The organism is Mesorhizobium sp. KR1-2, from assembly GCF_040045035.1.
Lineage (GTDB): Bacteria > Pseudomonadota > Alphaproteobacteria > Rhizobiales > Rhizobiaceae > Pseudaminobacter.
Map to the genome: position 1 here is coordinate 118,535 of NZ_JBDZDS010000004.1, position 21,306 is coordinate 139,840.

Here is a 21,306-nt window from a genome sequence, read left to right on the forward strand (position 1 = left end):
TTTGTATATACATGATTGAAATTGGGTAAGCCGGCATTTCAGATCGGTATCAACGTGGAACGTGGGCCATGGGCTCAAGAGATGGGAAATCGGACATGAAACGGATTGTTGCAGCGGCAGCCGCATTCGGCTGCGTGATGGGCGTCACCTCGGCGCAGGCCGGCGAGACGCTTGACCGCGTTATGAAGAACAAGCTGCTTGTCGAGGTGACCGACCAGGCCTACCAGCCGTTCTCGTTCATGAACGACAAGGGCGAGATGGACGGCTTCGACATCGACGTGTCGAAGGAGTTCGCCAAGCGCCTGGGCGTCGACTACAAGGTCGAGACGCCGTCCTGGGCGATCATCACGGCCGGCAACTGGAAGGGCCGCTGGGACATCTGCATCTGCTCGATGACGCCGACCGCCGAGCGCGGCCAGGTGCTCGACTTCGTCAACGAGTATTATGCCGCTCCGGCCGTCATCGTGGTCAACGCCGACAACGAAGACATCAAGAGCGCCGCCGACCTGAGCGGCAAGAAGCTGGGTGCCGAAGCCGGCTCCACCTTCGAGAAGTACATCGAGAAGGAACTCGTGGTCGAGACGCCGGACGGGCAGTCGCAGAAAATCGAGTTCCCCTTCGAAAATGTCACCGCGACCCCCTACGACTCCGAGGACACCGCCTTCCAGGATCTCGCGCTGGGCACCGGCAAGCGTCTCGACGCCGTCGTCTCCGGCTACATGACGGCCAAGGAGCGCATCGACAATTCGGACGGCAAGTTCAAGATCGTGGACGGCACGCTGTTCCACGAGCCGATCTGGGTGGCTGCCGACAAGGGCGATCCGGAATGGAATGCCAAGATCAAGGAAATCTTCAAGGAGATGGAGGCCGACGGCACGCTGGCCAAGATTTCCGAGAAGTGGATCGGCAAAGACATCTCCAGCAAGCAGTAGCGGCGTGGCAAACGAGTCGATCGAGACGATCCAGGGCGGGGAGCTTTTCCCGCCCGAGGTCGTCGACAAGCGCGGCCGCTTCTTCCAGCTCAAGGTCGCCGGCGTATGGGTGGTGCTCTTTACGCTGTTCGTGCTGTTCTTCCTGAGCTTCGGCCTCGACTTCCCCTTCATCGTCGACAAATTCCCGATGATGGCCGGCCTGCGGCTCACGAAGGACGGGTTCATCCAGGGAGCGGCGCTCACGCTGTTCGTGTGCTTCTTCGGCATTACCGCGTCGATCGTGCTCGGCCTGCTTTCGGCCCTCGCGCGGCTTTCCAACAATGCCGTGTTCTATGGCCTGTCGACCTTCTACACTTCATTCTTCCGCGGCACGCCGCTCCTGGTGCAGATCTTCCTGATCTATCTCGGCCTGCCGCAGATCGGCCCGGTGCCCAATGCGGTGCCCTCGGGCATCATCGCGCTGTCGCTGAACTACGGCGCCTATCTCAGCGAGATCTTCCGCTCCGGCATTCTCTCGGTCCCGGCGGGACAGCATGAGGCGGGGGCCTCCCTTGGTTTGCACCGCATCCAGATCATGTGGAAGATCGTGCTGCCGCAGGCCATGCGCATCGTGATCCCGCCCACGGGATCGCAGTTCATCGCCATGCTGAAGGACTCCTCCCTCATCTCGGTGATGGGCGTGTGGGAGATCATGTTCCTGGCCCAGAGCTTCGGGCGCGCCAGCTATCGCTACATCGAGATGCTGACGACCGCCGCGGCGATCTACTGGTTCCTCTCGTTCCTGTTCGAGATGGTCCAGGCCCGGCTCGAGGCCCATTACGGCAAGGGCTACAAGCGCTAGCCGACCCCTTGCCCGCCGGTCATGCGACGGCGGGCTTGTGGCCGGCGGCCATCAGGCGCAGCGCAGCCGCGACGCCGAGCAGGGCCAGTGGCACATAGGCCAGGAACAGCCAGATCGCGACGCTGCGGGCGGTTTCGCCCGACAGCTCCTGCGCGAAGCCGGCTGCGTTGGCAACGATGCCACAGGAGGCCGCACCCACCGCATAGCCCATGCGCTGCATGGTCGGCACCGCCGAGGAAGCGATGGTGCTTTCGGCCGGGCTCGCACCGGCGACGATCAGGCGCGTGACGAAGGGCCAGGCCATGCCGAAGCCGCCGCCCTGCAGCAGGGCGCACAGCAGGATCAGCGGGATGGAGCCCGCCGGCACCGTATAGGCGAAGCCGGCGATGCCGGTGGCGATCATGGCGGCGCCGCCGATGATGATCAGCTTCTCGCGATGAGGCGGCGCGTTGGCGACCGCGATCGACAGGATCGACCAGGCAATGGATTCTGCGGCTATGATATAGCCCGCCGTCAGCAGCGAGATGCCGTGCAGGCTGGTGAGCAGCAGCGGCCCGTAGACGGTGAAGGAGCAGGTAGCGACCGAGAACGCCGCGACCATGATCATGCCGTTGCCGACCGGCGTGCGGCGATCGAAGGGACGCGAGGGAAACAGCCGCGACCGGGGCTTCCGGGCGTCGAGCGCGAAGAACAGGCCGAGCCCAGCCAGGCCCAGCACCAGCAGCACGGACGAGCGCAGGATCTCGATACGTATGCCGGCCAGCGCGATCAGGACGACACTAATTGCGAGGGTCCCAAGCGCCGTAACGGGGAAGCGCGGCAGAGTACCGGGTGCCGCCTGGCGTTGCGTCGCCGCCGGGCCGCGCAGCACCGCGAAGCACGCCAGCGCCATGGCGCCGCCGCCGAAGAAGAACAGGCCGAAGGCCGATCGCCACGAGAAGAACTCGGCGATCAGCGCGCCCAGCAGCGGGCCGCTGAAGGCCGCCACGCCCCAGATTGCCGACATGATGCCGAAGAGCTGCGGCCAGATGTTGCGCGGAAACAGGCGCTCGACCGAGACGAAGGCCAGCGCCACCAGCGCGCCGCCGCCGAGCCCCTCGACCAGTCGTCCGGCGAGGAAGAGCGGCATCGAAGGCGCGGCCGCGCAGATGGCGGCACCCGTGGCATACAAGAGCGCGGCCACCACCATGTTGCTGCGCAGCGGCACATAGGTGACCAGCCGGCCGGCCGTCGCACCCGCCACGATGGCGCCGATCTCGTAGATCGCCAGCGACCAACCGACGAGTTCGACGCCGGAGAGCTCGCCGACCATGGCCGGCATGACGGTCGCCACCATGGTCTCGTTGGTGGCGTGCAGCAGGATGCCGAGGGAGATGAAGATGAAGCGGGCGAGGTCGCCGCTGGCCCACAATGCGCGCCAGTCGACCCGGTTGGACTCGATGCTCATGAATGCCCTTCCGAGGCTTGCTGGATGCGGTAGGCGCAGCGGCGCGCGCCCTCAAGGATGTGGTCGACCCGCTCGATGCTGACGGCCTCGCCGAGAACCTGTCGGAACAGGGTCAGCTCGGAGCGGCAGAAATTGCGGCAGCTGCTGGCCGCCGCGCAGATCGGGCAGTGGTTTTCGGAAAGCAGCCAAGCGCCGTCGGGCAATTGCTCGGCCTCTGCGAGGTAACCTTCATGGGAGCGGATTTCGGCCAGCGCCACCACGCGCTCGCCCAGCCCGTCAAGCCCTGCAAGGGCTGCATCGTACCGGCGCAGCATTTGCCGCTCGCGGTCGCCTATCAGGCGGTCCAGCCCATCCGTTCCGAAGAGCGTGCGAATGGAATCGAGCATCTCGACCGTCAGCACAGCATGGCTGTCGGGAAAGCGCTTTTGCGCAAGGTCGGTCAGGCGCCAGTAGCGCTCCGGCCGGCCGACGCGGCCGGTGCGGTCCTCGTAGGTGACGAGGCCGTTTTCGAGCAGGTTGTTGAGATGCTTGCGCGCACCCGGCGCGGTGATCTCGAGGTGGAAAGCGATGGTCGCCGTTGTCTGGTCACCGCGGAACTTGAGGAACCGCAGGATGCGGTCGTCACTTGGTGCGTTGTCCGGCATAAGGCCCTGCCTAATTAAGGAACCAAAAGGTTTTTAAATCGAGCAAAGCCGGACGGCAATCCTCCCAGGCTCCTGGATCAAGCGATCCGACGCCTCTGGCGCAGGGGAGGGAATGGAATGCGGCCGGCAGGGCGATTGCCGGCCGCATGCGGCGGAATTCCAGGCTACTGCATGCTGACCAGTTGCAGTTTGGAGGCCGTGACCGCGGCGTTGATGCCACTCTGCGCCTGCAAGCTGAGCGGTTGCAGGGCAAAGGTATTCCAGAGCCCTCCGACCAGCAGATTGGCGCCCCCGCCGATGCCGGTGGACGCTTCAGCAGTGGCGCCGACATAGTAGCCGGCCAGCCGGCCGGGCAGGTAGGCGTCCCATGTCGGGGCGATGACGCACCATATAAGCGCGCCCTGATCAGTCATGCCGACGTCGATGCCGAGCTTGTCGATGCGGCCCTGGTAGGTCTCAATGGGCAAGCTGCCGTCGAAGCTCTGGAAGGTACAGATCAGGTTCTTGCTCGAGCCGATGATGAAGCTCGCGCCGCCGCCGATAGCACAACGGAGCGTGCCGACCCTGAAGCCGTTTGCATGTGCCGGTGTGGTGAAGGTCGGAACAGCCATGGTGGCGGCCAGCATCGCTGCCGCGATAAGAGGGGTATTCATCGAGTTGATCCCTTCGCTTGCAAAAATCTATAAAGGCGAAAACCCGGCAAATAGCGCCGATGGGGGATAACCCGGCGAAGGCGTGCAAAGTTCCCGCTCGAAGGGAGCGGATGTAAAAATCGGCCCACAACGAAAGCGCCCGGCAGCAGGGCTACCGGGCGCGTTTGCGATATGGATTCGGAAGGTGGGCTTCAGGCGCGTGTGCGCGAAAGGCCCTCGGCGGCCGGCTTGTAGTTCGGGTCGAGCCTGATGGCCTGGGAGTAGGAGCGGGCGGCCTTCGCCTTCTCGCCGCGACGCTCGTAGATGAGTCCCTGGTTGGCCCAGCTTTCGGCAATGTTGCCGTCGAGCCTGATAGCCATGTTGAAATCGGCGAAGGCGTTGTCCTCGTCATTGGTGGCGAGGTAGGAGAGGCCGCGGCCGTTATACGGCTCGGCAGCGTCCGGCGCGAGCGAGATCGCCTTCGAGAAATCCTCGATGGCATAGGCGTGCTGGCCCTGAAGCTGGTAGATCAGGCCGCGATTGTGGTAGGCGCGCGGGTCGGTGGTGTCGAGCTGGATGGCCCGCTGGAAATCGTTGAAGGCTTCCTGCGTCCGGCCGGCCTTGCGGTAGAGATTGCCGCGGCCGATATAGGCGGCGTCATAGTTCGAATTGAGCTGGATGGCCTTGTTGTAGTCGCCAAGAGCCGCATTCTGGTCGCCGAGCGAACGATAGATCAGGGCGCGATTGGCGTAGGCCTGATAGAAGTTGGGGCGAAGCTGGATGGCGGTGTCGAAGTCCTTCAGCGCGTCGCGATACTTGCCGCCGCGACCATAGGCCGAGCCGCGCACGTTGTAGGCTTCCGGGTCCTGCGGGTTGCGCGCGATGACCGACGACAGCGACGAGATGTTTTCGCTCGAGCCCTGCGCAGTGTCGATGCTGCTGATCTCTCCCACCGGGCCAGACTGGCAGGCGGCAAGCGCCAGGCCGGAAAGCACCGTCGCGATCAGGGCTGGGCCGCGCCACGAGATTTTGCGGTCGCCGATCACTACTTCCATCGCGTTATTCCCCATCCGAGCCGCCGGGACTTTCGGTTGCTCCCCGCGGCAACATAGAGCTCATATGTCAATTAAAACAAAAAGGTGGCGGTGACCGCGAGTCACCCCACCTTTCGCTATCCTTGGAAAAGGACGAAAACTTGGCGAGATCAACGCGCCGGGCGAGCTGCGGCAGCCGGGCGCGGCGTCATCGGCAGCAGGCCTTCGCGCTGGGCGCGCTTGCGAGCCAGCTTGCGGGCGCGGCGGACGGCTTCAGCCTTCTCGCGGGCGCGCTTTTCCGAAGGCTTCTCGTAGTGGCCGCGCATCTTCATTTCACGGAAGATGCCTTCACGCTGCATCTTTTTCTTGAGCGCGCGAAGCGCCTGATCAACGTTGTTGTCGCGGACGAGTACCTGCACGGGCGATCCTGTCTTTCGTTTGATTCAAAAAAGCGGGGCGAACGACGACTGCTTTCGCAGCGGTCACCACCGCGAATTGGGGCGGCTGATAGCAGAATCAAGGGGGCGTGTCGAGAGGGGATCGAGCAAAAGCCGGCAAAGCCTGCCCGAAAAGCATGCGGACGGTGGAAAAATCACAAGCGCTCCCACTATGGGCGTGCCGGCGGCGAGGTCAACTGCAAATTCTCGCCCGGGCAGCCGGAACGGGCGAGACTGATTCCATCGCAGGCGCGCGCGCAAAGCGGCAATTGCCGTCGCAAACAGCGCAAAGCTGGCATGGCCTTTTCGCTAGTGGTACACGTCGCCTCTGAATCAGGGACGATCCCATCCGGCATTCATGAGACTCAAGCCCATGCGGAAATATTCTGTATTTGCCATCGCGCGCGAAGCCATGCGCGGCCACAAGGGCTGGGAGGAGCAATGGTCCTCGCCCGAGCCGAAGGCCGAATACGACGTCATCATCATCGGCGCGGGCGGCCACGGCCTTGCCACCGCCTATTACCTCGCCAAGGAGCACGGCATCACCAACGTGGCGGTGCTGGAAAAGGGCTGGCTGGGCGGCGGCAACACTGGCCGCAACACCACCATCATCCGCTCCAACTATCTCTATGACGAGTCGGCCGGCATCTACGACCATGCCGTGAAGCTTTGGGACGGGCTCAGCCAGGACCTCAACTACAACGTCATGTACTCGGCGCGCGGCGTGATGATGCTGGCGCACAATGTGCACGACGTGCAGGTGCTCAAGCGCCATGTCCATGCCAACCGGTTGAACGGCGTCGACAACGAATATCTGACGCCGGAGCAGGCCAAGGAATTCTGCCCGCCGCTCAACATCTCCAAGGATGCCCGCTATCCGGTGATGGGCGCCACGCTGCAGCGGCGCGGCGGCACGGCGCGCCACGACGCGGTGGCCTGGGGCTATGCGCGCGGCGCCTCGGCACGCGGCGTCCACATCATCCAGAACTGCGAGGTCACCGGCATCAAGCGCGCGCCGAACGGCGCCGTCACCGGTGTCGAGACTTCGCGCGGCTTCATCGGCGCCAAGAAGATCGGCGTTGTGGCGGCCGGTCATTCCTCGGTGGTGATGGGCATGGCCGACGTGCGCATGCCGCTGGAAAGCTACCCGCTGCAGGCGCTGGTTTCGGAGCCGGTCAAGCCGGTGTTCCCCTGCGTGGTGATGTCCAACACGGTGCACGCCTATATCTCGCAGTCTGACAAGGGCGAGCTGGTCATCGGCGCCGGCACTGACCAGTACACTTCCTATTCGCAGACCGGCGGCCTCCACATCCTCAATCACACGCTCGACGCCATCTGCGAGATGTTCCCCGTCTTCACGCGCATGAAGATGCTGCGCTCGTGGGGCGGCATCGTCGACGTGACCCCCGATCGCTCGCCGATCCTGGCCAAGACCCCGGTGCAGGGGCTCTACGTCAATTGCGGCTGGGGCACCGGCGGCTTCAAGGCGACGCCGGGCTCGGGCCATGTGTTTGCCCACACCATCGCGCGCGACGAGCCGCACCCGATCAACGCGCCGTTCACGCTGGAGCGCTTCCGCACCGGCCGCCTGATCGACGAGGCGGCGGCTGCCGCCGTTGCTCACTAAAGGGGACAAAAATGCTTCTGATCCGCTGCCCCTATTGCGAGGAAGAGCGTCCGGAACTCGAGTTCCGCAACGCCGGCGAGGCGCATATCGCGCGCTCGACCAACATCGCAGAGCTGAGCGACGAGGACTTCGAGAAGTTCTTCTTCATCCGCTCCAATCCGAAGGGCATAACCTTCGAGCGCTGGCGCCATGCGCATGGCTGCGCGCGCTTCTTCAATGCGGTGCGCGACACCGTGACCGACAAGTTCGTCATGACCTACAAGGCCGGCGAGGCGAAGCCGGACCTCGCCAAGGTCATGAAAAGCGACGCGCCGGCGGTTGAGGCCGTGCAGGACGACGCCCAGGAAGACAAAGCCAAGAAGCCGGCGGCGAAGAAAGCCACCGCAAAGAAGGGAGACGCGTGATGGCCGCCACGCACCGCATTGCAGGCCGGGGCCGGTTGACGCCGGCAAGAACGCTGCGTTTCACCTTCGATGGTCAGCACCTCTCGGGCGTTGCCGGGGACACGCTGGCCTCGGCCCTGCTTGCCAACGGCATCCATCTCGTCGGCCGCTCGTTCAAGTATCACCGCCCGCGCGGCATCCTCTCGGCCGGCGCCGAGGAGCCGAACGCGCTGGTCGGCATCGAGCGCGACGCCACCCGCAAGACGCCGAACGTGCGCGCCACGGTGCAGGAGCTTTATGACGGGCTCAACGCCACCTCGCAGAATCGCTGGCCGTCGCTGTCCTTTGACGTCGGCGCGGTCAACGACCTTGCCTCGCCGATGTTCTCGGCCGGCTTCTACTACAAGACCTTCATGTGGCCGAAGGCGGCCTGGAAGAGTTTTTATGAGCCGAAGATCCGCGCCGCGGCCGGCCTTGGCGTGGCGCCTGATCAGCCCGATTCCGACCACTACTCCTCGCGCTTCGAGCATTGCGAGGTGCTGGTGCTGGGCGGCGGTGCGGCCGGCATCGCGGCGGCCCTTGCGGCGGCCGAGACCGGCGTGCGCGTCATCCTGGCCGACGAACAGGCCGAATTCGGCGGAAGCTTGCGCTTCGAGGCCGGCGCGGCGATCGACGGCACCGACGGCTGGAGCTGGGCGCAGGCTGCGGTGGCGAAGCTGGCGGCCATGGACAATGTGCGCCTGCTGTCGCGCACGACCGCCTTCGGCTATTACGCACAGAACTTCGTCGGCCTTGTCGAGCGCGTGACCGACCATCTGGCAACTCCCGAACGCGACCTGCCGCGCGAGCGGCTGTGGCAGGTGCGCGCCAAGCGCGTGGTGCTGGCCACCGGCGCCATCGAGCGGCACATGGTGTTTGCCGACAACGACCGGCCGGGTGTGATGCTGGCTTCGGCCGCGCGCACCTATCTCAACCACTACGGCGTTGCGGTGGGCAAGAATGTCGGCGTCTACACGGCCAACGACAGCGCCTATGCAGCCGCCCTCGACCTCAAGAAGGCGGGCGTGAACATCGCGGCCATCGTCGACCTGCGCGACAACCCCTCCGGCCCGCCGGTCGAGGAGGCGCGTGCGCTGGGCATCGAGATCAATCATGGCCGCGCGGTCATCCGCACCGGCGGCCGGTTGCGCGTGTCGTCCATGACCATCCAGCCCAAGAACGGCGGCGGCGAGCGCACCATTCCGGTCGACGCGCTTTTGATGTCGGCCGGCTGGACGCCTTCGGTGCATCTGTTCTCGCAGTCGCGCGGCAAGGTCGCCTTCGACGAGGAGACCAAGCGCTTCCTGCCTGGCACCTATGCTCAGGACTGCGTGTCGGTGGGTGCCTGCAACGGCACCGACGGGCTCGCGGCAAGCGTCGATGAAGCCTATGCGGCCGGCGCGAAGGCGGCGAGGGAAGCCGGCGGCAGCGGCCGGGGTTCCAAGCCCAAGGTCGAGGCGAGCGAGAGCTGGTCGCGCGGCATGCTGGGTGCAGGCCCCGGTGCCGGCCCGGACACCACCGTGAAAGCCTTCGTCGACTTCCAGAACGACGTCACCGCCAAGGACATTCGCCTGGCCGTGCGCGAGGGCATGCGCTCCATCGAGCACGTCAAGCGCTTCACCACCAACGGCATGGCGACCGACCAGGGCAAAACGTCCAACATGCACGGCCTGGCGATCGCCGCCGAGACGCTGGACAAGCCGATCCCGCAGGTGGGCCTCACCACCTTCCGCGCGCCCTATACGCCGGTGACCTTCGGCTCCATCGTCAACCACGGGCGCGGCGTGCTGTTCGACCCGACCCGCAAGACGCCGATGCATGGCTGGGCCGAGGCCCAAGGCGCGGTGTTCGAGGATGTCGGCCAGTGGAAGCGCGCCTGGTATTTCCCCATGGCCGGCGAGGACATGCACGCGGCGGTCAACCGCGAATGCGTGACCGTGCGCAAGTCGGCGGGCATGTTCGACGCCTCCACCCTCGGCAAGATCGAGGTGGTCGGCCCGGATGCCGCCAAGTTCATGGAGCTGCTCTACACCAATCCGTGGGAGAAGCTCGAAGTCGGCCGCTGCCGCTACGGCATCATGCTGCGCGAGGACGGCTTTATCTATGACGACGGCGTGGTGGGTCGACTGGCGGCTGACCGCTTCCATGTGACGACCACGACGGGCGGTGCCGCCCGCGTGATGAATCACATGGAGGACTATCTCCAGACCGAGTTCCCGCATCTCGACGTCTGGCTGACCTCAGTGTCCGAGCAGTGGGCGGTAATTGCGGTGCAGGGCCCGAACTCCCGTAAGATCATCGAGCCGCTGGTCGAGGGCATCGACCTGTCGGACGAGGCGATGCCGCATATGTCGGTGCGCGAAGGCAAGATCTGCGGCGTGCCGACCAGGCTGTTCCGCATGTCGTTTACCGGCGATCGCGGCTTCGAGGTCAACGTGCCGGCGGACTATGGCCGGGCGGTGTGGGAGGCGCTGTGGGCCGAAGGGCAGAAGCACGGCGCCTGCGCCTACGGCACCGAGGCCATGCACGTGCTGCGCGCCGAGAAGGGCTATATCATCGTCGGCCAGGACACTGACGGTACCGTCACCTGCAATGACGCCGGGCTCGACTGGGCGGTTGGCAAGAAGAAGACCGACTTCGTCGGTATTCGCGGCATGGCCCGTCCGGACCTTCTCGCCAAGGGCCGCAAGCAACTCGTCGGCCTCAAGACCAAGGATCCGAAGGTGGTGCTGGAGGAGGGCGCGCAGATCGTCGCCGACCCGAGGCAGCCGATCCCGATGAAGATGATCGGCCACGTCACCTCGAGCTACTGGTCGGAGAACTGCGGCCGTTCGATCGCACTCGCGCTGGTGGCCGGCGGACGCGACCGCATCGGCCAGACGCTTTACGTGCCGATGCCCGACCGAGTGATCGAGGTGGAAGTGACCGGCACCGTGTTCTTCGACGAGAAGGGAGAGCGCCTCAATGGCTAATGCTGCAACCACCACCGCGGCGCACGCGCCGGCACAGGCCGGCCGCGAATTCTCCGGAAAGGGCGTCAAGCTTGCGGTGCTGAAGCCTGCCGAGCGCATCTCGCTGCGCGCCCCGGTTCCTTCGATCGCGCCCCTTTCCAAGGCGCTCGGCCTGATACTGCCGAAAACGCCGAAAACCTCGGTCAGCAAGGACGGCCGCACCGCGCTGTGGCTCGGCCCGGACGAATGGCTGGTGATCGACGATGCCGGCGGCGACCTGCTCGCCGCCTGTGCCGGTGTCAAGCAACTGCATTCGGCGGTTGGCGTCTCGCACCGCAACGTCGGGATCTCGGTGACCGGGCCGTCGGCTGCGGCCTGCATCAATGCGGGCTGCCCGCAGGACCTGTCGCTGGCGGCGTTCCCGGTCGGGGCCTGCTCGCGCACCATTCTGGGCAAGGTCGAGATCGCGCTGCTGCGTACGGCCGAAGACGCGTTCCGCGTCGAGTGCTGGCGCTCGTTCTCGGACTACGTCTTCGCCTTCCTGTCGCAGGCGGCGACCGACGCGGCCGCATAATGGCGGAACCTTGATCGGGCGGCGGGCGTTTTAGCCTTCGCACAATCGAAGGTAAACGCCATGCCGAAGCCGACGTCGCAACCGGGCTCCAAAGCCAGGAAATCGCCTGCAGTCCGCTCGCTGGAACGCGAGCGGCGCAAGCAGGCGGCGCTCAAGGAAGAAGAGCTCGAGGAAGGCCTGGAGGACACGTTCCCCGCCAGCGACCCGGTGTCGGTCATTTCCACCTCGATCGCTGGCAGGCCGAAGAAGCCGAAACACTAGCCGGCATCGCGCCCTTCCACTTCCAACGATGAAAGTAAAAAGCCCCCGGCGGGCATTACCTGCCGGGGGCTTTTTGGCGTCTGTTGCTTACTTGATGGCGTTGAGGTCGATGCCCTTGGTATCCTTCACGAAGATCATGCCGATGATGAGCGTCATCGCCGCGATCACGATCGGGTACCAGAGGCCGTAGTAGATATCGCCCTTGAAGGCGCTCATGGCGAAGACGGTCGCCGGCAGCAGGCCGCCGAACCAGCCGTTGCCGATGTGATAGGGCAGCGACATGCCGGTGTAGCGGATGCGGGTCGGGAACATCTCGACCAGGATCGCGGCGATCGGCCCGTAGACCATCGTGACGTAGAGCACGAGGATGAACAGGATACCGATGACCATCGGCCAACTCACCGCGGCCGGATCGGCGACCATCTTGAAGGCGCCGCTGCCGGGTATGGTGTAGACCGCCATCTCGGTCGCGCCGTCGGCCTCCTCCGCCGTGATGGCCTTGCTGGCGATCAGGTCGGCCACCGGCACCATGGTCTTTTCACCGGCGCGGATCGCGGCTGTGTCGAGATTCAGTTCCGGATTGGCAGCCACGAAGGCATCGAGCTTGACGTCGGGCACCTTCGAGGTCTCGCGTATCAGCGGATAGCCGGCGTCATGCAGCGCCGTGTTCACGCCCTTGACGAAGACTGCCTGCTTGGCCTTGGCCTGATCGCCGGCGGCGATCGCGTCATAGGACTCGACCGTCTCATCGCCGATCTTGACCACGGCCGGCGTGCCGGGCGCGGCGGTGGCGACCACGTCGTAAGGCACCGAGTTGTTGGTCAGGAACGCCGTGGCAATGTCGCAGGACGTGGTGAACTTCGCCGTGCCGGTCGGGTTGAACTGGAACCTGCAATCCCCCGGAGCTGCGGTCACATGCGCCTTCACATTCTGCTGGGCGGTGGCCAGCGCCGGGTTGGCGGCCCAGGTCAGCGCCTTGAACAGCGGGAAGTAGGTGACGATGGACAGCGCCAGGCCGGCCATGATGATCGGCTTGCGGCCGATCTTGTCGGACAGCCAGCCGAAGACAACGAAGAAGATCGAGCCGATCGCCAGCGCGATCGCGATCATGACGTTGACCGAGAAGGCGTCGACCTTGAGCACGTTCTGCAGGAAGAACAGCGCGTAGAACTGGCCCGAATACCAGACCACGGCCTGGCCGGCGGTGAGGCCGAACAGGGCAAGCAGTGCGATCCTGGCGTTCTTCCACTGGCCGAAGGCTTCCGACAGCGGCGCCTTGGAGCCCTTGCCCTCTTCCTTCATGCGCTTGAAGGCCGGCGACTCGCTGAGCGACAGACGAATCCACACCGAGATGCCGAGCAGCACCACCGAGATGATGAACGGGATGCGCCAGCCCCAGGCCTTGAAGGCATCGGGACCGAGCCAGCTCTGCACCGCCAGGATGACGATGAGCGACAGGAACAGGCCGAGCGTCGCCGTGGTCTGGATCCACGAAGTATAGAAGCCGCGGCGATCGTTCGGGGCATGCTCGGCCACGTAGGTCGCCGCACCGCCATATTCACCGCCGAGCGCCAGACCCTGCAGCATGCGCAATGCAACCAGTACGATGGGCGCGGCGATGCCGATGGAGCCCGAGCCGGGCAACAGGCCGACCAGGAAGGTGGACGAGCCCATGATCAGGATGGTGATGAGGAAGGTGTATTTGCGGCCGACAAGGTCGCCGATGCGGCCGAACACCAGCGCGCCGAACGGGCGCACCAGGAAGCCGGCGGCAAACGCCAGCAGCGCGAAGATGTTGCGCGTGGCCTCAGGGTATTCGCTGAAGAAGGCGGCGCCGATGAAGACCGCCAGCGAGCCGTAGAGGTAGAAGTCGTACCATTCGAAGACCGTGCCCAGCGAGGACGCGAAGATGACCTTCTTCTCCTCACGGGTCATGCCGCGCGGGGCCGAACTCGCGCTTGCTGCAATAGCCATATGTGTCCTCCCAGACGTTTCACCGTGGCCGGGCCGGCACACCGGGCGCGTGCAGCCTCGGGCTTTCGGTGATGGCGATTCTACGCCTGCGGGGAGGGGACGAACACCGATGCTTTGGTTTTATGACCTTAGTCTAAGACAAAGCCCCTCGCGGCCGCGCCGGGCGAGGGGCTATGCGCCGGCTTTCTCAGGCCTGCTCGGCGTCGGCGGTGGGTGCCACGAAGGTCAGCGTCAGCCAGCGCGCCGTCAATGCCGGCTTCTTCGAGTTCTCGATCTCGATGGTCACGTCGTGGCTGATCTGGATCCAGCCGGACGGGCGCACCTTCACGTCGGCGAGGAAGAAGCGGGTGCGGATGCGCGAGCCGGTCTTCACCGGGGTAACGAATTTCAGGTTCTCGAAGCCGTGGTTGATACCCATGTCGCCGCCCTCGATGCGCGGGATGACGTCGTAGGTCATGGCCGAGAGCAGCGACAGCGTCAGGAAGCCGTGCGCGATGGTGCCGCCGAAGGGCGTTTCGCTGGCAGCCCGTTCGGGATCGCAATGGATGAACTGGTGATCGTCGGTCGCGTCGGCGAACTGGTCGATCATCGTCTGGGTGACCGTGCGCCAGGGCGACACACCGACCTCGGTGCCGACGCCGGACAGGAGCTGGTCGATGGTAATCGTTGTCAAGAAAGTCGCCTCTTCAAGTCGTTCGGGGAGGGCGACGCGGCCGCCCAGCGGGTTGCACAGATACAGCCTCGCGCAGCCGATGTCATCTGGTGGCGGTCCGACCGCGCCCGTGCGTGGCGGAGACCTCGAATGCGGGATTGCCGAAGCTCGCCTTCAGGCGCTATCGCCCCTATTCTTTCGGCGACACCGCAAAAGGTACCTGACAAGGAGTCTCGCCATGGCCATTCCGTCCGAAATGAACGCGCTGCTCGTGACCAATGACGGCTATGCGGCAACGCCTTCGGGCACGGTGCTCGAAGCGCTGGAGCCCTATGTCGCGGCTGGCCGCATTGCCGTACCGCAGCCGAAAGGATCGCAAGTGTTGATCAAGGTGGGGCTCGCCTCGATCAACCCGTCCGACGTGATGTTCATCAAAGGACAATATGGCCAGCCGCGCGCGAAGGGCCGGCCGGCAGGCTTCGAGGGTGTCGGCGTGGTCGTGGCCGCCGGCGAGGACCCGGCCGCGCAGGCGATGACGGGCAAGCGCGTGGCCTTTGCGACGGGAGGCCACTGGGGCTCATGGGCCGAGTACGCGATGGCCGATGCCGCCGCCTGCATCCCGCTGGTCGATGGTGTGCGCGATGAGGATGGCGCGGCGCTGATCGTCAACCCGCTGACAGCGCTCGCCATGTTCGACATCGTGCGCGAGGAGGGCGAGAAGGCTTTTGTCCTCACGGCAGGCGCCAGCCAGTTATCCAAGCTTGTCATGGGCGTGGCGCGGGACGAGGGGTTCCGGCCCATCGCAATTGTGCGGCGCGACGAGCAGATCCCGCATCTGAAGGAAGTCGGAGCCGCGCATGTGCTGAATTCCGAAGCGGCGGACTTTGGCGCGAAACTGAAGGAGGTTATGGCGGCGGAGCAGCCGCGCATCTTCCTCGATGCGGTGACCGGGCCGCTGGCGGGCGCGATCTTCGACGCCATGCCGAAGCGGGCGCGCTGGATCGTCTATGGCAGGATGGACCCGTCGACCACACCCATTCCGCAGCCCGGCCAGCTCATTTTCATGCTGAAGCGCATCGAGGGCTTTTGGCTGACCGACTGGATGCGGCGCATGCCGCTCGAGCGCAAGGCGCATGCAGTCATGGAAGCGCAGAAGCGGTTCGTGGACGGGCGCTGGGCCACCGAAGTAACCGCGGTGGTGCCACTCGCCGAGGCGATGAAACGCGTGCCGGAGGAACTGGCCAAGCCGAACGGCAAGGTGTTCATCCGGCCGTGAGGGGCTTTCCCTCCCCCTCGAGGGGAGGGTGGACAATCGCCGAAGGCGATTGGACGGGTGGGGTCGTAGCGGCAGCACGCGGCATGAACCTACCCCTCCCGCCTCGCTTCGCTCGGTACCCTCCCCTCAAGGGGGAGGGTGGGGCGCTTACTCCGCCGGCTCCGTATTGGCGTAGGCTGCTTCCTGCAGTTCGCGCTTCAGGCGTGCCTCTTCCTCCACCTTCGGCGTGATGAAGCGGCCGAGCAGCAGATAGGCGACCGGGGTGAGGAACAGGGTCGAGGCCGTGGCCAGGCCGAGGCCGCCGACGATGACCCAGCCCAGCGCGATGCGCGCTTCCGCGCCGGCGCCGGAGGCCAGCACAAGCGGCAGGCCGCCGAGGACGGTGCAGATCATGGTCATCATCACCGGCCGCAGGCGGATATTGGCGGCTTCCTCGATCGCCTCGCGCACGCCCATGCCGCGGTCGCGTAGCTGATTGGCGAATTCCACGATCAGGATGCCGTTCTTGGCCATGATGCCAACCAGCATGACGAGCCCGATCTGGCTATAGGCGTTGAGGCTGGTGCCGGTCAGGAGCAGGGCGAACACCGCGCAGGCGAGGCCAAGGGGTACGGTCGCCATGATGATGACCGCGCTGACGAAGCTCTCGAATTGGGCCGCGAGCACCAGGAGGATGATGATCAGCGCGAAGCCGAAGACGATCGTCATGCTGCCAGTGCTTTCGCCGAGCGTGGCGGCCTCGGCCAGCGGCACCACGCGGCTGCCGGGCGGCAGCAGCGGGGCTGCTATCTGTTCGGCGCACTTGAGCGCGTCGCCCAACGCGAAGTCGGGAGCCAGCCCCGCGGTGATCGCCACCGAGCGCATCTGCTGCTCGCGCGACAGCGAGGGCGGCACGGCACGCTCGGTGAGCCGGGCGATGGTGGACATAGGCACGTAGCGGCCGTCGCCGGTCCTGACGAAGATGTTCTCCAGGTCGGTCGGATCGTTGATCGGGTTGGTGGTCGAGACGAGCTTCACGTCGAAGCTGCGGTCGTCGATGAACACCTTGCCGATCTGGCGGCCGTCGAGCACGGCCTGGATCGCTTCCGACAGGCCGCTGATGTCGATGCCGAGATCGGAGGCGCGCTCGCGATCGAGCTCGACCGAGAGCTGCGGCTGCGTGGCGTCGGTCGTCAGGCGCGGCTGCTGGAAGCCGGGTACCTTCTCCATCTCGGCGATGATCTTGTTTGCTGCCGCGCCGAGGTCGGCATAGTTGTTTCCGACGATCGCGAATTGCAGACCGCTGCCGGCGCCGCGAATGCCCAGGCTGTTTGGCGCGATGGGGAAGGCGCGCACGCCGGGCACCTGGGTCAGCAGCCCGCTGATCTGGGTGACGATCTGCTGCTGCGTACGCTCGCGCTTCTCCCACGGGGCCAGCGATATGACCATGAAGCCGCTGTTGAACGAGCCGCCCTGGCCGGCGCTGGCGAAGGTGCTCTCGATCTCGCCGGAATCGCGCAGCGGCTGGATCAGCTGCTCGATCTGGCTGATCTGCCGGGTGGTGTAGTCGAGGCTCACGCCCTGAGGCGCGGTGATGCGCAGCATGACCATGGAGCGGTCTTCGCTGGGCGTCAGCTCCTGACGGATCAGGCCGAAAGCGCCGTAGGCCGCGGCGGCGAAGAGTATCGAGGCGATGACGACAAGCGCCGGCGCGTTGAGGCAGGCGGCAAGGCAGCGCCGGTAGAGGCCCGCCAGCATGGCGCCGACGCGGCCGGCAACGCCGGTGTGCTCGTGTTCGCCCGCATGGCCGGCAAGCATGCGCGAGGCAAGCATGGGGCATAGCGACAGCGCCACCACCGCCGACAGCGTCACCGAAATCGCCAGCACGAAGCCGAATTCGCGGAACAGGCCGCCGGTCTGGCCGGGCAGGAAGGAGAGCGGAACGAACACCGCCGCAAGGGTCGCCGTGGTGGCGACGACGGCGAAGAACACCTCCTGCGTGCCGAGCACGGCGGCGGCGCGCGGGCCGATACCCTCGTTGCGGCGGCGTACGATGTTCTCCAGCACCACGATGGCGTCGTCGACGACGAGGCCCGTCGCCAGCACCAGCGCCAGCAGGGTCAGGATGTTGATGGAGAAGCCGGCGAGATAGATCGCCGCGATGGTGCCTATCAATGCCACGGGCATGGCCAGGCCGGGGATGAGCGTGGCGCGCCAGTCGAGCAGGAACAGGTAGATGATGAGCAGCACGATCGAGACCGACAGGATCAGCGCGATCTCGACCTCGTGCACGGCGCCCTTGACGAAGCTGGCGTCGTCGCTGGTGACGCGGATACTCATTCCCTTCGGCAGAGTGTGCTGGATCTTCGCCGCCGCCTCGCGCACGCCGGCGGAAATGTCGAGCGTGTTGGACTGCGCCTGGCGGATGATGCCGAGGCCAATGCCGGTCTTGCCGTCGGAGCGCAGCGACGAGACGCCGATATCCGGGCCGAGCGTGACGCTGGCGACGTCGCCGAGCCGCGTGTTGCCGCCGATGACCAGGCTTTCGAACGCTTCCGGCGTGGTCACCGAGGCGGTGGTGCGCACGATGATGCTCTGGGCGTTGGTGCTCATCGCCCCAGATGGCGTGTCGAGCGCGATCGAGCCCAGCGCATTGCGGATGTCGGCGACGGTCAGGCCGACGCTGGCAAGCTTGGTCTGGTCGACGTCGATGCGGAAGATCTTCTGGCGATCGCCATAGAGCTGGACGTCGGCGACCCCGGGCACGGCGGAGAGCGTGTCGACGATCTGGTCCTCGACCAGGATCGTCATGTCCTCGACCGACATGGTGTCGGAGGTGACGGCCAGCCGCATCACCGCGTCGGCATTGGCGTCGGCCTTGACGATGCGCGGCGAGCTGGCGTCCTCGGGCAGCTGGTTGGTCACCCGGCCGACGGCGTCGCGCATGTCGGAGGCGGCGACGTCGAGGTTGACGCGATCGCCGAACTCGACGGTCACGCGGCTGCGGCCGTAGGAGGAACTGGACGAGATCGCCTTGACGCCGGTGACGCGCGAGACCGCGCCTTCGAGCGTGGCGGTGAGCTCGCGGTCGATGGTTTCGGCCGCGGCCCCGGGATAGTCCGTGGTGATGGTGATGACCGGGCGGTCAACGTCCGGCAGTTCGCGCACCTCGACGCCGAAGAAGGCGGCGAGACCGGCGACGACGATCAAGGTGTTGATGACGAAGGCCAGGACCGGCCGGCGCACGAAAAGCGCCGTCGAGCCCTTTTCCTCGTTCCCCTTATGAAGTTCCGTCATGCCGCCGCTCCGCTCAGGAGCCGTTGCCGGTGGACGGGGCCGGCGTGGCCGGCGCCGAACCGGGCGCGCTGGCGATCAGGACGTCGGCGCCCTCGCGCACGACATGGATGCCTTCGGTGACCACCTGGTCGCCCGTCGCGAGATCGGCGTCGACCAGAACGGCCTCGGAGTTGCGCTGGATGATGCGCACAGGGGTGCGCCGGGCCTTGCCGTCGCGGATCGCCCAGACGAAGGCGCCGTCTGTGCCCCACTGGATCGCCAGCGGATCGACAGAAGGATAGACGTCGCCGGGGAAGCCCATGGCGACCTGGAACGACATGCCGGCGCGCAGAGCATCGTCGTTATTATCGATGCGGGCCTGAACGCGAAGCGTCCGGCTCTTTTCGTCGATGCGGTTGTCCACGGCGCTGACTGTGCCCTGGAAGGACCGGCCCGGACGCGAGATCGGCGTCGCCGTCATGGACTGGCCGACCTCGATAGCTCCGGCAAAGCGCTCCGGCACCCAGAAGTCGATGACGATGGCGGAGCGGTCGTCGATGGTGGTGATGACGGTCTGGGAGGTGACGTAGTTGCCGCCCTCGACCGGGAGGATGCCCACGATGCCGGAGATGGGGGCCACGACCGAGCGGCGTTCGAGCTTGAGCTCGGCGTCACGCTGGGCGAGCTGCGCATTGTGGAACGCAACCTCGGCATCGGCGAGCTGGACGACGCTGGCGGCATTGGAATTGCGCAACGCCTTGGTGCGCTCCACCTTGGCCTCGGCATCGCTGACGGCGATCTTCGCGCGCTCGAGCGCGATCTGTTCCGTTTCCGAATCAAGACGGGCGAGCACCGTGCCCGCTTTCACCAGCGTACCCGGCGCCGCCGTCAGTTGCGTCAACTGGCCGGCCTCATATGGGTTGACCACCACCGACGCGTTGGCGCGCCCGGTGCCGATAGCCTGCAGCCTGTCGTTGATGGTCGCCGTGGTGACGGTCGCGCTGACCACGGCCGTCGTCGGGCCGGAGCGGTCGCCGCCACGCTTGCCTTCGCCGCCCGTTGCGGGGCCTGCGGCGCGCTGCGTGGCCGCGCCGGCCCATTCTATCCCCCAGCTCGAAAGGACCTCGGGCGCGCCCGGGAAAAAGCGCACCCAGGCGGCGGCCGCAACAGCAAGGAGAACAAGGGCAAAGAAAATCTGTTTCCAGGCAGCCATCGGCACTCCGGGTCACTAAATGAACAATGTATTTTTGCGCCGGCTCGGCTTTTCACGTCCCCGCGAAAGCGAGCGGCGCATTCTAGGTGCAAAGCACTGCGAAGTCAGTACCGCGCCTTTATGGCCGCTCGACTGCGCCATGGCACATTAAATATCGGTAATCATAGCCGGGACGCAGGCACAGTCGTTTGAAAAGATTGCCTTTTCCTCGGATTCGGCACTGCCGCAAGGGGCCGCGCCATGACACGGCCGACGGACACGAGCAGCCTGGTGCCGGCCGAAGCGGCGCCTCAGCGCAGCTCTTCCATCTCGCGGATGCGCCGGGCGCTCTCGGCTTCCAGCGCGCGTGTTAGCTCGCCGATCAGCGCTTCGGCGACGACGAACAGGGCGGCGGAGGAATCCCAGGAGGAGGGGACCGCCGTGCGCCCGGCGATCACATTGCGGGCGAAACGGGCGATCGGCGACAGCCACTGGTCGGTGAACAGCACGATTTCGACGCCGCGCGTATGCGCCTTTTCGGCGAGCCGGATCAGGCTGTCCTGATAGCGGCGGATGTCGAAGATCAAGAGCACGTCGCGCTTGCCCATGTCGATCAGGCGGTCGCGCCAGGTGCTTTCCTGGCCGGTAAGATGGAACACGTTCGGCCGCACGATGGTGAGATGGGCGGCCATGTAATGCGCGACAGGGTCCGTGAAGCGGCCGCCGATCAGGAAGATCTTGGCTCTTGGGTTAACCAGCCGGGCGACGATGTCGCGCATCTGCTTTTCCGAAACATGCCGGAACGTCTCGCGGATGTTTTCGAGCGTCGCCTCTAGAACCGGCGAGATCTTGCCTTCCCTGGCGGCGGGCTCCACGACTGTGCGCGACAGCGGCGACTGAAGCTGCGCGGCCAGTTCGTCCTGAAGGGCGGCCTGGAACTCCGGATAGTTGTGGAAGCCCAGGCGCGCCACGAAGCGCAGGATGGTCGGCGAACTGACGCCGGCCTGCTGGGAGAAGTCCGCGACCGTTTTCAGGCCGATCAGCGGGTAGTTGGCGATCAGCGTGTGCGCGGCGCGGCGTTCGCCGGCCGGCATCGCGTCCATGCGGTCTGAGATCAGTTCAGCGATGCTCGATGCCATTTCGCCCCCTTTCGAC

18 protein-coding genes are annotated in these 21,306 nt (G+C 65.6%); 8 read left to right on the forward strand and 10 right to left on the reverse strand.

Annotation, left to right across the window (positions count from 1 at the left end):
- The first annotated feature begins 95 nt into the window (after positions 1-95).
- Positions 96-932, forward strand: a complete 837-nt coding sequence (locus ABLE85_RS10175) for a transporter substrate-binding domain-containing protein (RefSeq protein WP_348792608.1) — start codon at positions 96-98, stop codon at positions 930-932.
- A gap of 4 nt (positions 933-936) precedes the next feature.
- Positions 937-1,773, forward strand: coding sequence for an amino acid ABC transporter permease (locus ABLE85_RS10180; RefSeq protein WP_348792609.1), 837 nt, complete (start codon positions 937-939; stop codon positions 1,771-1,773).
- A 19-nt stretch (positions 1,774-1,792) separates the two neighbouring features.
- Here the strand turns inward: ABLE85_RS10180 and ABLE85_RS10185 are convergent, their stop codons facing one another.
- From ABLE85_RS10185 to rpsU, 5 genes are all read right to left on the reverse strand, one after another.
- On the reverse strand, positions 1,793-3,220 hold the full coding sequence (locus tag ABLE85_RS10185; RefSeq protein ID WP_348792610.1) for an MFS transporter: 1,428 nt from the start codon (positions 3,218-3,220) through the stop codon (positions 1,793-1,795).
- The gene (locus tag ABLE85_RS10190; RefSeq protein WP_348792611.1) at positions 3,217-3,864 is read right to left on the reverse strand and encodes a metalloregulator ArsR/SmtB family transcription factor; all 648 of its coding nucleotides are present in this window, start codon (positions 3,862-3,864) and stop codon (positions 3,217-3,219) included. The genes ABLE85_RS10185 and ABLE85_RS10190 overlap by 4 nt, the downstream gene beginning before the upstream one ends.
- Before the next feature lie 164 nt (positions 3,865-4,028).
- Positions 4,029-4,517: a DUF992 domain-containing protein gene (locus tag ABLE85_RS10195; protein WP_348792612.1), complete on the reverse strand. Its 489-nt coding sequence runs from the start codon at positions 4,515-4,517 to the stop codon at positions 4,029-4,031.
- 191 nt (positions 4,518-4,708) lie between these two features.
- Positions 4,709-5,551, reverse strand: a complete 843-nt coding sequence (locus tag ABLE85_RS10200; RefSeq protein ID WP_348792613.1) for a tetratricopeptide repeat protein — start codon at positions 5,549-5,551, stop codon at positions 4,709-4,711.
- Between the two features lie 149 nt (positions 5,552-5,700).
- Entirely contained in the window at positions 5,701-5,949 is a 249-nt protein-coding gene (gene rpsU / locus ABLE85_RS10205; protein ID WP_106724440.1) for a 30S ribosomal protein S21, read from the reverse strand.
- Positions 5,950-6,340: 391 nt separating this feature from the next.
- On the opposite strand from rpsU, the gene ABLE85_RS10210 reads away from it, so the two are divergent.
- Genes ABLE85_RS10210 through ABLE85_RS10230 form a run of 5 tightly spaced genes read left to right on the forward strand, consistent with a single transcriptional unit; the run spans position 6,341 to position 11,802 of the window.
- Positions 6,341-7,594, forward strand: a complete 1,254-nt coding sequence (locus ABLE85_RS10210) for a sarcosine oxidase subunit beta (RefSeq protein ID WP_348792614.1) — start codon at positions 6,341-6,343, stop codon at positions 7,592-7,594.
- A gap of 11 nt (positions 7,595-7,605) precedes the next feature.
- On the forward strand, positions 7,606-7,998 hold the full coding sequence (locus ABLE85_RS10215) for a sarcosine oxidase subunit delta (RefSeq protein WP_348792615.1): 393 nt from the start codon (positions 7,606-7,608) through the stop codon (positions 7,996-7,998).
- Complete coding sequence (locus tag ABLE85_RS10220; protein WP_348792616.1) at positions 7,998-10,988, forward strand: sarcosine oxidase subunit alpha; 2,991 nt, start codon at positions 7,998-8,000, stop codon at positions 10,986-10,988. Before ABLE85_RS10215 ends, ABLE85_RS10220 begins: the two co-directional genes overlap by 1 nt.
- On the forward strand, positions 10,981-11,541 hold the full coding sequence (locus ABLE85_RS10225; RefSeq protein ID WP_348792617.1) for a sarcosine oxidase subunit gamma: 561 nt from the start codon (positions 10,981-10,983) through the stop codon (positions 11,539-11,541). Before ABLE85_RS10220 ends, ABLE85_RS10225 begins: the two co-directional genes overlap by 8 nt.
- A gap of 60 nt (positions 11,542-11,601) precedes the next feature.
- Positions 11,602-11,802, forward strand: coding sequence for a hypothetical protein (locus ABLE85_RS10230; protein ID WP_348792906.1), 201 nt, complete (start codon positions 11,602-11,604; stop codon positions 11,800-11,802).
- Between the two features lie 87 nt (positions 11,803-11,889).
- Here the strand turns inward: ABLE85_RS10230 and ABLE85_RS10235 are convergent, their stop codons facing one another.
- Together ABLE85_RS10235 and ABLE85_RS10240 are read right to left on the reverse strand one after the other, a co-directional pair.
- Positions 11,890-13,776 (reverse strand): MFS transporter, encoded by a 1,887-nt coding sequence (locus ABLE85_RS10235; protein ID WP_348792618.1) that lies wholly within the window; start codon positions 13,774-13,776, stop codon positions 11,890-11,892.
- Positions 13,777-13,963: 187 nt separating this feature from the next.
- Complete coding sequence (locus ABLE85_RS10240) at positions 13,964-14,449, reverse strand: MaoC family dehydratase (protein WP_348792619.1); 486 nt, start codon at positions 14,447-14,449, stop codon at positions 13,964-13,966.
- A gap of 217 nt (positions 14,450-14,666) precedes the next feature.
- Between ABLE85_RS10240 and ABLE85_RS10245 the strand changes: the two genes are divergently transcribed.
- Entirely contained in the window at positions 14,667-15,704 is a 1,038-nt protein-coding gene (locus ABLE85_RS10245; RefSeq protein ID WP_348792620.1) for a zinc-binding dehydrogenase, read from the forward strand.
- Between the two features lie 147 nt (positions 15,705-15,851).
- Here ABLE85_RS10245 and ABLE85_RS10250 read toward each other — a convergent pair whose 3' ends face one another.
- The 3 genes from ABLE85_RS10250 to ABLE85_RS10260 all read right to left on the reverse strand — a co-directional run bounded on the left by ABLE85_RS10250 (position 15,852) and on the right by ABLE85_RS10260 (position 21,290).
- Complete coding sequence (locus ABLE85_RS10250; protein WP_348792621.1) at positions 15,852-18,980, reverse strand: efflux RND transporter permease subunit; 3,129 nt, start codon at positions 18,978-18,980, stop codon at positions 15,852-15,854.
- Between the two features lie 13 nt (positions 18,981-18,993).
- Complete coding sequence (locus ABLE85_RS10255; protein ID WP_348792622.1) at positions 18,994-20,172, reverse strand: efflux RND transporter periplasmic adaptor subunit; 1,179 nt, start codon at positions 20,170-20,172, stop codon at positions 18,994-18,996.
- A 290-nt stretch (positions 20,173-20,462) separates the two neighbouring features.
- Positions 20,463-21,290 carry a MurR/RpiR family transcriptional regulator gene (locus ABLE85_RS10260; RefSeq protein ID WP_348792623.1) on the reverse strand — a complete coding sequence of 276 codons (828 nt, stop codon included), beginning with the start codon at positions 21,288-21,290 and terminating at the stop codon, positions 20,463-20,465.
- Positions 21,291-21,306: the final 16 nt, after the last annotated feature.

Excerpts from the sequence above, each read along its gene's own strand:
- ABLE85_RS10175 (WP_348792608.1), top strand. The coding sequence starts at position 96 with ATGAAACGGATTGTTGCAGCGGCAGCCGCATTCGGCTGCGTGATGGGC.
- ABLE85_RS10185 (WP_348792610.1), bottom strand. The coding sequence starts at position 3,220 with ATGAGCATCGAGTCCAACCGGGTCGACTGGCGCGCATTGTGGGCCAGC.
- ABLE85_RS10190 (WP_348792611.1), bottom strand. The coding sequence starts at position 3,864 with ATGCCGGACAACGCACCAAGTGACGACCGCATCCTGCGGTTCCTCAAG.
- ABLE85_RS10195 (WP_348792612.1), bottom strand. The coding sequence starts at position 4,517 with ATGAATACCCCTCTTATCGCGGCAGCGATGCTGGCCGCCACCATGGCT.
- ABLE85_RS10200 (WP_348792613.1), bottom strand. The coding sequence starts at position 5,551 with ATGGAAGTAGTGATCGGCGACCGCAAAATCTCGTGGCGCGGCCCAGCC.
- ABLE85_RS10210 (WP_348792614.1), top strand. The coding sequence starts at position 6,341 with ATGCGGAAATATTCTGTATTTGCCATCGCGCGCGAAGCCATGCGCGGC.
- ABLE85_RS10215 (WP_348792615.1), top strand. The coding sequence starts at position 7,606 with ATGCTTCTGATCCGCTGCCCCTATTGCGAGGAAGAGCGTCCGGAACTC.
- ABLE85_RS10220 (WP_348792616.1), top strand. The coding sequence starts at position 7,998 with ATGGCCGCCACGCACCGCATTGCAGGCCGGGGCCGGTTGACGCCGGCA.
- ABLE85_RS10225 (WP_348792617.1), top strand. The coding sequence starts at position 10,981 with ATGGCTAATGCTGCAACCACCACCGCGGCGCACGCGCCGGCACAGGCC.
- ABLE85_RS10230 (WP_348792906.1), top strand. The coding sequence starts at position 11,602 with ATGCCGAAGCCGACGTCGCAACCGGGCTCCAAAGCCAGGAAATCGCCT.
- ABLE85_RS10235 (WP_348792618.1), bottom strand. The coding sequence starts at position 13,776 with ATGGCTATTGCAGCAAGCGCGAGTTCGGCCCCGCGCGGCATGACCCGT.
- ABLE85_RS10245 (WP_348792620.1), top strand. The coding sequence starts at position 14,667 with ATGGCCATTCCGTCCGAAATGAACGCGCTGCTCGTGACCAATGACGGC.
- ABLE85_RS10250 (WP_348792621.1), bottom strand. The coding sequence starts at position 18,980 with ATGACGGAACTTCATAAGGGGAACGAGGAAAAGGGCTCGACGGCGCTT.
- ABLE85_RS10255 (WP_348792622.1), bottom strand. The coding sequence starts at position 20,172 with ATGGCTGCCTGGAAACAGATTTTCTTTGCCCTTGTTCTCCTTGCTGTT.
- ABLE85_RS10260 (WP_348792623.1), bottom strand. The coding sequence starts at position 21,290 with ATGGCATCGAGCATCGCTGAACTGATCTCAGACCGCATGGACGCGATG.